Source organism: Acidisphaera sp. L21, assembly GCF_009765685.1.
Taxonomy (GTDB): Bacteria; Pseudomonadota; Alphaproteobacteria; order Acetobacterales; family Acetobacteraceae; genus LMUY01.
Genome location: NZ_LMUY01000060.1, coordinates 3620 through 14401, shown reverse-complemented (window position 1 = coordinate 14401; position 10782 = coordinate 3620). Strand labels below are relative to the sequence as shown.

Below are 10782 nucleotides of genomic sequence, written 5' to 3'. Positions count from 1 at the left end.
ATACCCGTATGCTCCGTGGAAGGCGGCCGCAGAGCAACGCTTACCCTAGACCGACAATCATCCGGGCACTTGTGTGACAATCACCTTCCCGCACGTCGAGGTCAGGGATGACCAATAGTATGGACGTGCTGATCGTCGAAGACGAAATGCTGCTCGCGATGGACATGGAGGCCATGGTTGAAGATACCGGCCATCACGTTCTTGCAGAAGCTGCAAGTCTTGAGGAGGTCGAAGCCTTACCCGACGACATTAACCCCCAACTTGCTTTTGTCGACTTACATCTGGCCCGTGGCTCAAGTGGACTAGATGTATGTCAAGTAATCCGAAGAAGATGGCCAACTGCATTGATCGTTTTCGTGACAGCCAATGTCTCGAAGATACCGCCAGACTTTGGCGGAGCCCATGGAGTAATCGCAAAGCCATTTTCCCATGCCGGCGTGATCAACGCAATCGACTACTTGGCTAATGGCATATTTGATCCGCCGCCAAGTGTTCAGCGTCCTGCCGCTCTGGTGCCGTCTCCGCATCTTGAGCTCCGCTGGAGAAGCTAAGCCCGTGCGGTAAAACGCGGCTGGTGCCTTCCAACGGCCCGCGCGACGCTTTCAAGAAAATCTGCCCGTGGCCATACGTTAGCAGTTAGCGACAGTTTTCATACGCACGCAAATCGATTTTTGACACGAGCGGTTTCCGGCTCTTCGCCTATAGGATGCAACTACAGGATAATATGAACACATGCGCGAAGAGCTAGACGGACCACTAGCTCGCTGTGAGTTCGCTAAAAGTGGCCTAAGCGACAAGCCGTAACCTGTGGTAAATTAGAACTCACGGTTCGCCATTCGTAGAATCCGCCAAGCCGAGACGAAGACAAGCCCTGCGGCTAGTGGGAAATACACTAGCCAGTCTGCCAACTCGTCAGCCTCAGCTGGATCGTACTGGGTCAGCAGCCAATAGCTCCACGCCACTATTGCAATAAGGCACAATAGAAGAGCGACCGAACAGCGGCGCTTTGTAGCTTCCTGTGTCTGCAAACCCCGCGGGATATCGTCTCGCATTACCAAATATCCAAGGAACGCTGAAACACTAAGCCGACAATTACAGCGACGATTACTACCAGGACAAAGAGCCACTCTGGCGGAATGAAGCGTCGCATTGTCATCCTGCTCATATTAATGATTGCCTTGATCGACAGCAATCGAGAGCCGCCTCAATGCCAACTTATCGGGATTATCGATATGAGATTGTCGGGGCCGCCACCCCAGACACCTGGGCTTGGAGGGTATGCAGAGGGTCTAATCCAGATCTAGTTTCCTCTGGAGCTGTAAGCGGTTCGTATCTCAAGGCGATGCACCTGACGCAGAAGGCAATTGACCACTACTTGAGAGGGAAGGTAATTAACAACCCCCTGGGTGCCGGCCACCGAGGTGCTTCACGCCTCGCGCCGGCTCTCCGCCTTCAGCAACGGGTTATCGGAGATTCCCGGTGTCCTGGGATGTTGTGATAAACCCGGACCATCAAAAGTTAGGGGCGGCGATTGCTACGGCAATGGTATACGTCGTAACGATAAAGCGAGGGTGCCGGCCGCCGATGTTGTGTCTCGCGCCGGCTTTCCGCCTTTTGGCCGGGTTATCGGAAATTCCCGGATCGCTATGTTTTCTGGGGAGAGAACCTGGCGACTTGAGCATCCTGCTACGGCACAGGCTTGCCATGCAACAACGTTAAGAGGGAGAGGCGCCCGGCCGCTGAGGTACAGGTGTCGCCCCATTTCTCGCGCCGGGCTCTCCGCGTGTTGGTAACCCGGGCTATCAGAGATCACCGGGATGCGCCCAAGTCGTTCCTACCAGGGCATGAGCATGTTGCCCCAAGTCGGTTAACGCGAAGTTGGCGCGTTGACGGCATGTCGTAGTCCGATAACGTCAAACAGCTCGCCGTCTCTATGGCTTCGATCCCCGGGGCAGGTCCCAAGATTGCTGGGCATGAGGGCCTGCCCTTCGAATTGAACGAACCTTCCCTACTAATTGGGTGAGGCCGCTACATCATCTTGGGCGCCGACCGATTATCCCCTGTCCCGAGCCTTGTAGTTTGCGCTGATCAGGGTGAAATCGTCTAGCGAGATGCTCACCGTGCCATCCGCCTCCGTTGCTGCGGCAGCCAGTTTCTGAAGGTCGATCAGCAGGGCGACTTTTCCCGCTATCGGGCCCTGTGGTTCACCCAAGCCTGATAGTCGCCCGATAGTTGCTTCGCAGGCTTTGACGATCTGCCTGGCCGGAAGGATTGCAGATGTCATGTTTTGGCTCACTTATTACCCCATGTTAACGATACCCTGCCCTTGCAGTTCACTGGATATCGTTTGGCTTGCCTGCATGACCTCTGGCCTTCGCCTTAGGCGACCACCGAGGGTGGCCGCTGATATCCCATAGACCCACAGGGCCCGATTGATCTACTTAGCCAGGACTATGTAATAATCTCGGATATCAAAGTGCCGAGTCGTGATGCAATGCGGAATACTATCGTATCAGTCACTGAACGCCCAGAGTTCGCCAATATCGTTGCAGAATGGATGTTACGCGCATTCGGCACAGACATCATCCGATCAGAAAAAGCCTTATGCGCTGATCTAAGACGGCCTCTTTCGACCCTCGATCGTACCTTCTTACTGCTTGATGATGATACTCCCATTGCTACGGCAAGCCTCAGCCGGGAAGACGCCTTAGCTTATCCGGCCCAAACTCCCTGGCTAGCAGGCGTCTATGTAAAGGAGGACTGCCGAAACAAACGATATGCGACGGCGATTATCCGGCACGTTGAAGATTTCGCAGCTAGCAACGGTGCCAAGGAAATTTGGCTGTATACGAAAACCGCGGCCGATCTATATCGCAAGCTGGGCTGGAGCGCAGTCGGGTCTCGATCCACCTTTTACAAGAACGCCGTGCTAATGCATCGCCAGTTGTGTCCGTAAGCGATCGGCAACTCGCCTGCCGGAGGGGAGATCGCCATCCACTCCCACAAGTCATACTCAGCCGCGCTACTGCTTGGTCCCGCCTATGATTGGTTCAACACGAGTGTGTTCGTGGATGACATCTGCAACATCGAGCCAAAGTCGTTCCTGTTCCCGATCGCCCGCGGCGCGCATGTCGAGTGCCGTTTGCATAGCATGGGTCCGAGCGACAGGGCCAAGGACCTTGATAAGGCGCTGCGCGGTTCGCACCGTAGTGGATGGCATCACACTGAAATCCTGGGTCTGGAAGTAGAAGAATACAAATGCGTGTCAGTCAAAAGGGTGTCTTAACCAGTAAATCGCCATATGTGATGAAGCAAGCAGGAGTTGTGTCTTTCATCCACAGGTTGAGGGGGTAGATCTGTGGATAAGCTGTTGATGCTTTCTGCATTGAGTGTGGGCGGATTCTTCTTGGAGATTGAAATGATGTTGTGCGGCAATAACTTACAAAAGTCGCAGATCCTGTATAAACATGCTGCCAAAGAAAGCCGCCCCGTCGGCGAAGGCGAGGCGGTTGGTAGCGTCAGACGGTATTCCTCTAGGCTGTCAGGTCCCGCAGCAGGGCGTGCACCGTGCGACCACTGAAGTGGCCATTCTCCCGAAACTCGTCCGGCGCCCATAGCCGGATGCTACGAGCCCTGGCAGCCATGCCCTCCTTGGTGATGGCATGATGGCTGGCGATGATATCGACCGGCGGGATTTGGGCTTCAACTATACTCTCGCGCTCGAAATCGGCCGCGATCTCCGCCGGATCATCAAAGTCACGGCCAGCGAAGGTGGCAAGGGCTTGCCGTTCCAGGTCATCGAAGGCGGCACAGGCGGCGAGTAACTCGGCGTCCGGGTGCGCCGCCGGCGGCGCCATACTGGTGGCGTGGGCTACGAGCGGCAGCGTGGCAGCACCAGCCAGGAAGCCACGACGAGTGGAAATGGTCATGCCAATCCACCATGGCCAGCCGCAGCGTGCCCGTCTTCCGTCGCCGCCGCCTTGAAGTAGCCCAGGACGAACACTCGGACGGCGCTGGTCCTGCTTCCCGGTGCACCTTCCCCTTCGACTCGCTGAACGAGCCCAGCGAGGCCGACGCGCTCGCGCTGGCAGATCTCCCGCAGAGCCTCCCAGGTTTCAGGTTCCAGCCGCATGCTTGACCGGCCGCTGGCGGCGATGACATTGCGGCTGATCAGGCTAGATTGCGTCATTGCCGTCCCTCCTTTTTCTTTTTGCCCTTGGTCGCCTTCCGTTCGGCTGCCTCTGCGGCCCGTTCCTTTTCCTCCATTTGCTGCCAGTAGCTCGCGTGCACCCGCTCCAGCGCGAGAGCCAGGTCGGCAACAGTGCTGCCCAGAAAGGAGATCTGGTCAGTGTTGGGGTCACCCATCTTCATGCGGCCGAGGGCCATCCCATACATCAGGGTCGACATACCCCGCAGGCGCTCTGCCACCTCCCGAACTACCATCTCCCGTTTGCCCTCGGGATCGCGGTTGTTCCACGTGAAGTCTTACGCAAGAAATTTCGAGGCGTGCTTGGGCGGAACGATACTCCCACCATCTGTAACGATTGGAGATGCAGTGCCTATTCCGACCTACGACGTGTTAATGCTGCCTGTACTGCGGCTCTGCGCCGAGAAGTTGTGGGTTATGCGCGATCTTGTCGCCCGCGTTGCCGATGACTTGGGTCTTAGTCAGTCGGAACGGGAGCAAATGATACCCAGTGGCTCGATGACAATTGCCACCAGCCGCGTTCACTGGGCAAAGACCTACTTAAAACAGGCTGGGTTAGTCGAGCAGCCCACACGGGCTCACGTCCAAATCAGCGCTCGCGGTAGAGAAGTTCTTGCTCGAAATCCATCAAAGATTGACTCAGCGCTCCTTCAAGGATTTGAGGAATTCCGTGACTTTCTTAGCCGAACGAAATCCGAAGACACGCCACTCGCAATAACGGCAATACCCGCTGTCTTACCTACACCAGCAGTCGCACCTGTTGCCGAAACTACGAATACACCGGAAGAGCAGATCGCTACAGCCTCTCTAACCTTGAACGAGTCACTGAGGGATGCCCTCTTGGCGCGTGTGCTGGAAGGCAACCCAACATTTTTTGAGAAACTGATCGTCGATCTCCTGCTTGCAATGGGATACGGCGGCTCGCGCTCGGATGCGGGCGAACAGCTTGGTGGCACGGGCGATGGCGGTGTCGACGGGGTCATTCGCGAGGATCAACTCGGTCTTGATCGGGTGTACTTACAAGCCAAGCGGTATCAGCCGGGCAACACGGTAGGCAGCGAGGCTGTGCAGGCTTTCATGGGGGCGCTGGTCAGCAAAGGCGCGCAGAAGGGTGTTTTGATAACCACATCTACTTTCTCAAAAGCAGCGATCCAAGTTGCAGGCCAGTCTGGGCACTTGCGCTTGGTTTTGATCAATGGCGACGAATTGACAAAGCTTATGGTGCGGTTTGGCGTAGGGGTGCGCGTTACGCGGACAGTCGAGATCAAACGTATTGACCTCGACTATTTCGAGGATGCTGAACCAGAATGAGGAAAATGTATGTGGAAGTCATTGGTGTTTGGGTCAAACTACAAAAGGCAATGGCTCACGAGACCCAAGCGGCTTAAGGGCTTCTTTATGAGCTTGTGGCGCGACGACGACTCGAACCGGTTCTAACCCACGCCGTTTCCGCGCGAGCGCAATCGCGAGACTATCATCGATCGTGAGTGACGGTATCGCCTCGCCCAATTCGCTCACTCGGCACCCGGCCATCTTCCCTCCAATTTCCACCACAGTGCCTCACGGGGAATTCCTTGGTGCCTGATAATGACCATGATGGCTTTTTCGCTGGCGATGCCAGCAAAAGCGACATCGCGCCATTTCAAGTTGTTGGCGGCCGCACGATCTCGAACATCCCGCAAACCTTTTCTGGTCTTCCGCACCGCAGTTAACGGATCGTCGTGCAGGGGGATCACGATGAGGCTAATCTCATTCTTAGAAGCTTGAAGCCAAGCCCCAAAGCCACGCCAGTTGGCAATTACGTTTGACCTAATACAAAACAACAACCGTTCGATGACTTGCATCGCCAAGGCCAACCCGACGGTCTGTTCTGACGATCATATTGGCATCTGGCGAGCCTCATGGCGATATCTAGATTGCCTGCCGCAGCCAAGTCGTTGATGATCTTGGACTGCCGCGCCTCAAGTTCTTCAATTCGGTATTTGGTAAGACGTGGTGCGCGCTCGATCATCTCCTATTTAGTGGCGGAATCTCTTGCTCTTATAAATATGTTTGAACCTAAGAGTGCGATGATCCACAGCCACTCCGCTGAATGGGCAGACTGAACTCTTCAGAGGAAGAACCATGCGTTACAACGAGATTATCCAGACTAGTAAAAATAAGATAATACCAGAAACAGACAAGACCCGGCCTCTCACTCCGGAAGAGGCGCGAGCCCGCCGCAAAAAAGTAGATCAGGCAAATGCGAATATTGCCGATGTCGCGGCGGCGGCTGCATTAAAACTAGCTACTGCACGTCGAAAAGCGGCCGAGGTTTGAGGCGACCATGGCTAAAAGGACTAGAAAGCCAAGAGCCGCCTTACAGACAAAGAAGCAAAACAAGATTCAGATTGTTGCCGCCGCCCAGCAGCGAGAGACGAAACGTCACGGCGTAGCAGTCAGGGAAATCACGAGACTATTAGGGGTGGCACAATCAATTCCAGATGCCGCTAAGCGGGATGACCGCTTAAGGCGTCTCATCGCAAGAAGGTCGGCGGAGAATGAACGACATCAGGATAAGATGACGTCGCTCGTAGCGAGGATGCGCAAAGCCAGAGGAGTTTGAAACCGCGATGCCAAAGTGCACTTGATCTAGTCTCCTTTCGCGGCTTTAACCGCCGATTCAATACGTTCATCAAGCATTTGCTTGCTCAGCAGGATCAAGCCTTGTGATAGAGTGTTCCCCACGCAAATAAGGCAGTCGCCTCCCCAGCCTATACGGCCCCAAGGAATCTTGTGCAGGCTGCATAGACGGAAACGTTAAGACTTTCATATTATGCTACCAGCGTGGGCAGGTGCTAGCCGGACTATAATCCGCATCGGTGGGCAAAGTCTGGAAGGGAAACCGGCTTGATGAACGACGATGGCGGGCAGAGACCGGAAGAAGGCCACGACTCACGTCGTTGGACAGGCGATCCGACAATCAAGACTCAACCTAAAAAGGCCCAGAGGGTCTCTCTATCAGAGGTGCCTTGGCCTCTCAGGATTCTGCTCCTCACTGGGGTTGGCATCTTCTTAGCCGGGTGGTGTGGGCTTTTCTACTGCATGAGTGAGTTTTATGTTGCTTCGTCGGTGGTCCCAAATGGGAACTATACCGAACCAATGAATTTCAAAGGCAAGACGCGGTTTGTGAGCCGTATCGACAAAGAGATTTCTATCGCTTGTCACGTTGCCACCTTCGGAGGTGTCGCGGTCGTGTTCCTAAGCATTGTAGCGGGAAACACGATGGTATCTCGCGGTCGATCTGGAGATTGAGCTTGCCGCTGATGTCATCCATGCGGTCTCAACTCGCGTCGGTTCAAGTAGGCCACATCATTCATGGGCGTTATCGGGCCCTTTATCCTTCATACAACGGGGAAGAAGGCAGTGTGAATTGCTTCGTGTATGAGGTAACCGAAGACACGATCCGCGCGCGGTCGGTCACCACGCAATGCGACTTTGCCTTTGACCGAGACACGGGCATCCACACTCGGCAGGATGGGACAGCAGGATGTCGTCTAGACTCGATTGCACCACTACCATCTCAACATCATTCCGCGATGCTCGATATCGACCGCAAATATCGTCTTCCTTACGATCCCGAGGGCGGAAAGCTTTTGCGGCACGAGATTGAGGCTCTTTTATTCGCGACGGGCCACTATGCGGCGTACCCTCTAAACCGAGAACTCGGTGATCGGTTTTGCGTCTTCTATGCCCAACTCCGGATTGAGCATGCCTCTAAGTTACCGTGACCCAAAACATCGACAACGTAGGAAGCCGCGACTGCTGACGGTGGTGACGACGTATCCAGTCTCCGGTCCAATTGAAGGTCAAGCAACACACGACGACGGTCGTTGAAATGAAGGCGTATGTGGTGGACTTCGTCAGCCTGAAGACTTGCGTCTCTAACAGCGGAGTTAGAATGCAGATGCCAAATGCCAACGTTATGACCACGCATGCTCCCGCAATCCAGAAAGCCGGAAAGAAGAGGCCCCCGTCGAAGTCATCGACATACGCCCTGACCCCAGCCGGGACGAGGGCAAGGAAGACGCCGAGGGCTGTGCCCCGCCTATGTCCGATCAAGGAACACAAGCTCATGCCAATACATCTGCGGAGACGCGAACCAAGCCCCGTCAGGGGCATTCACCAGAGCCCGGAGGGAGGAAAAGTCAGCGATGTTGTAGCGGCGAAATACCGCAACAAGCTCACTTAAGGTTCCACGATCCATGTCATCAAGTTCGAAGTCTATCTGCACAGACTGGCCCGATCCTGTGCAAGTCTTGTAACCATTCAGGCCATAAACCCACTGGAAGAAGCTGTTTTCATCCCCAACCGAATAGAACGTGCCAACGGTCTCTACCTCAAAACCGAAAGTTGCCATTCCTAGAGTGCCTGCCCTACAGTGATTTTCAGCAGGTAGACGGCCCACTTATGCTGAGCTTGGTGTGGATGGTCAGAGATAGCAACGACATGACGAGCCCTATAACGACATGGTTTGATGGTTTGGCGGGAATGATCATAACTCGCGCCGAAGCAGTGCATGACTATGTTCAGATAGCCGGGAAGGAGGGCATAATATCAATCTACAATGACTGGAACCTTTTTCCGGTTGGCACTGGTTTGAGTGGCCTTCTCAAGGCACGGGTGATTTCAGCCTATGAGAAGTCGGACGCTCTCACTTTCTCCTTTGACACCGCAGCCGAATTGATCGTGAACATGTCGGATGCCGCATGGCGGGGGCCGGAAGCTTTGCAGGTCACCCGATCCGGCTTGCCGATTGTGGTATGGCGAAAGTAGTGGATGACGAGACAGGATGGTATCGAACTCAACTCTCTTGAGACCGTTTCAAGGATCACGGTGCAATGCTTCAAAAACACTGCCCCTCACGAGAGCGAATCTAACACCTCCAGCGTAGCATCAATGTCATCACCATAGTTTACGACCCGATACTTTCTCGCTTCTGCAAAATAGATAGACGCCAACTTGACATCCTCCCTTACGCGAGGGTCCGGGCGTCTGATGCGAATCAAGAAGGGCGGTGGTAAGCTCAGCAAATCCGGGTGATAAAAAATGGCATTGTCTCCGCCATCGACTATTTGAATATTTCTCAAGCGCCCCTCCCAAATACGGTTTAACGGATAGGCGTCAACCTATGACGCGTCCGCAAGGTGAGAAAGCCCGTGTCGCGTTGAATATCTTGATATTTGCGGCCAAACATCAGCTAATCTGAGCATGAAGTTTCAGTATGGCGAACTTACTCAAATTCAGATCGAAGCTGGGGTAGCGGCTATGCGAGGCGAGTTCACAGGATCGAAGATAATGGACGCGCTTAAAAGGGCTGGGGTCTCGCTCTGCGTGCCGGCCGCAGACGCATTGATCGCACGGGAAATCAAGGCAGGTCGAATTAACCGCGTCACAAGGGGCATCTATCGTCAGGTCTAATCTTCTGCCTCATTGGTCATGGTGCGTGATTCTTGAATTTCGCACCATGCTGAACGTCGGCTTTTAGGCACGCCCGCGCCGCTTGGCTATGACCACCATTGGTCGTAAGCGGCCATATCCCAAATAGGATCAAGGTCAGATTTTACCCGCCCGAACCCGGTGCGTAGACCCGAGGCAAGGTCAGCCCGCCTACGCTGGTAGTCGGTGTCATCGTTCGGGGTTCATCCTTCTCAACGACGGGCGAGATGCCCTGCGCCGAAGCCGCAGAAGGCGCTACAGGCTCGATCTGGGTGATCCGAGGGGCGACGCTTGGCGGCGCGGTTCGCGGCACAGCAGAGGTCACAGCGGCTTCAGCAGCCCCAGCGATGACGGCCGCTGCGACCATGGCAGTCTGGAGGAAGACAGGCATTGGTAAGGCTCCTGATGGGGGAGTTGAGGTCGTCCACAAAGCATCGATGCAATGACGACACAATCGTTCCATGTCGCAACAATCTCTCTTCACAAGCCCGTGATCAACCTCCAAAATGGCCTAATGACCAGTGACGACAAGGCGCTGATCCAGCGTATGGCAGGCTGGGCGCAGAACGACCCATGTCAGGTCAAGCGCGCCGATCTTATGCGCTTGATGATGCTTGCTGAAATGGATGACACGCCGCCCTTCGACCGGCTGACGAAGAACCCACACGACACCATCTTAATGAGCGCCGACATTGTCCGCAGCATGATCCGGCTGATCGTGGCGCGCGACCATGACGTGCCACCTGCGGCGCGACATCATTGAGGGCATCGATGTCAAGTCTTGTCTCTGAGTGATGCTGACACGGTCAGGTGGGTGGGAAGCCCACGCTTACTTGGAGTGATGCCAAGTTATAGACCGTCAATGGTGCACCGGCATAATGCTGGCATGCCTGCCACTACATAATCCTTTTGCTATCATTATTGTCACTGACTGCATGCCATGAGGCGGGAGGCAGCGTGATGGAAATAGGGCCGGATACCTACTCTGTTTCCGTTGAGGCGACGCCCCCCGGCGCAGGAGTTGATGCTGCAAGGCAGCTTGCCGTGACGAAGGCCAAAGATGCATGTGCGGCTAAAGACCGCGTAATTCATGGAGA

13 protein-coding genes are annotated in these 10782 nt (G+C 54.9%); 7 read left to right on the top strand and 6 right to left on the bottom strand.

Translation table 11 applies throughout. The annotated features are described in order from the left end of the window. The first annotated feature begins 119 nt into the window (after nt 1–119). Nucleotides 120–551 carry a response regulator gene (locus tag GSQ76_RS11920; protein ID WP_216851015.1) on the top strand — a complete coding sequence of 144 codons (432 nt, stop codon included), beginning with the start codon at nt 120–122 and terminating at the stop codon, nt 549–551. A 1502-nt stretch (nt 552–2053) separates the two neighbouring features. Here GSQ76_RS11920 and GSQ76_RS11915 read toward each other — a convergent pair. After that, nucleotides 2054–2284 carry a hypothetical protein gene (locus tag GSQ76_RS11915; protein WP_158744135.1) on the bottom strand — a complete coding sequence of 77 codons (231 nt, stop codon included), beginning with the start codon at nt 2282–2284 and terminating at the stop codon, nt 2054–2056. A 192-nt stretch (nt 2285–2476) separates the two neighbouring features. Here GSQ76_RS11915 and GSQ76_RS11910 point away from each other — a divergent pair, with 192 nt between their 5' ends. Beyond that, nucleotides 2477–2956, top strand: a complete 480-nt coding sequence (locus GSQ76_RS11910; RefSeq protein WP_158744134.1) for a GNAT family N-acetyltransferase — start codon at nt 2477–2479, stop codon at nt 2954–2956. A 577-nt stretch (nt 2957–3533) separates the two neighbouring features. On the opposite strand, the gene GSQ76_RS11905 is transcribed toward GSQ76_RS11910, so the two are convergent. Genes GSQ76_RS11905 through GSQ76_RS11895 form a run of 3 tightly spaced genes read right to left on the bottom strand, consistent with a single transcriptional unit; the run spans nt 3534 to nt 4407 of the window. After that, nucleotides 3534–3929, bottom strand: coding sequence for a hypothetical protein (locus GSQ76_RS11905; protein ID WP_158744133.1), 396 nt, complete (start codon nt 3927–3929; stop codon nt 3534–3536). Then, nucleotides 3926–4189 carry a ribbon-helix-helix domain-containing protein gene (locus GSQ76_RS11900; protein WP_158744132.1) on the bottom strand — a complete coding sequence of 88 codons (264 nt, stop codon included), beginning with the start codon at nt 4187–4189 and terminating at the stop codon, nt 3926–3928. Before GSQ76_RS11900 ends, GSQ76_RS11905 begins: the two co-directional genes overlap by 4 nt. Continuing rightward, entirely contained in the window at nt 4186–4407 is a 222-nt protein-coding gene (locus GSQ76_RS11895) for a hypothetical protein (RefSeq protein WP_216851014.1), read from the bottom strand. Before GSQ76_RS11895 ends, GSQ76_RS11900 begins: the two co-directional genes overlap by 4 nt. A 148-nt stretch (nt 4408–4555) precedes the next feature. Here GSQ76_RS11895 and GSQ76_RS11890 point away from each other — a divergent pair, with 148 nt between their 5' ends. Then, nucleotides 4556–5518 carry a restriction endonuclease gene (locus tag GSQ76_RS11890; protein WP_158744130.1) on the top strand — a complete coding sequence of 321 codons (963 nt, stop codon included), beginning with the start codon at nt 4556–4558 and terminating at the stop codon, nt 5516–5518. 203 nt (nt 5519–5721) lie between these two features. Here the strand turns inward: GSQ76_RS11890 and GSQ76_RS11885 are convergent, their stop codons facing one another. After that, on the bottom strand, nt 5722–6051 hold the full coding sequence (locus GSQ76_RS11885) for a hypothetical protein (RefSeq protein WP_158744129.1): 330 nt from the start codon (nt 6049–6051) through the stop codon (nt 5722–5724). A gap of 280 nt (nt 6052–6331) precedes the next feature. On the opposite strand from GSQ76_RS11885, the gene GSQ76_RS11880 reads away from it, so the two are divergent. After that, nucleotides 6332–6526 carry a hypothetical protein gene (locus GSQ76_RS11880; protein ID WP_158744128.1) on the top strand — a complete coding sequence of 65 codons (195 nt, stop codon included), beginning with the start codon at nt 6332–6334 and terminating at the stop codon, nt 6524–6526. A gap of 573 nt (nt 6527–7099) precedes the next feature. After that, on the top strand, nt 7100–7501 hold the full coding sequence (locus GSQ76_RS11875; protein ID WP_158744127.1) for a hypothetical protein: 402 nt from the start codon (nt 7100–7102) through the stop codon (nt 7499–7501). Between the two features lie 793 nt (nt 7502–8294). On the opposite strand, the gene GSQ76_RS11870 is transcribed toward GSQ76_RS11875, so the two are convergent. Beyond that, the gene (locus GSQ76_RS11870; protein ID WP_158744126.1) at nt 8295–8606 is read right to left on the bottom strand and encodes a hypothetical protein; all 312 of its coding nucleotides are present in this window, start codon (nt 8604–8606) and stop codon (nt 8295–8297) included. A gap of 89 nt (nt 8607–8695) precedes the next feature. Between GSQ76_RS11870 and GSQ76_RS11865 the strand changes: the two genes are divergently transcribed. Next, nucleotides 8696–9022, top strand: coding sequence for a hypothetical protein (locus GSQ76_RS11865; protein WP_216851013.1), 327 nt, complete (start codon nt 8696–8698; stop codon nt 9020–9022). Nucleotides 9023–10127: 1105 nt separating this feature from the next. Next, nucleotides 10128–10448, top strand: coding sequence for a hypothetical protein (locus GSQ76_RS11860; protein WP_158744124.1), 321 nt, complete (start codon nt 10128–10130; stop codon nt 10446–10448). Nucleotides 10449–10782 lie beyond the last annotated feature (334 nt).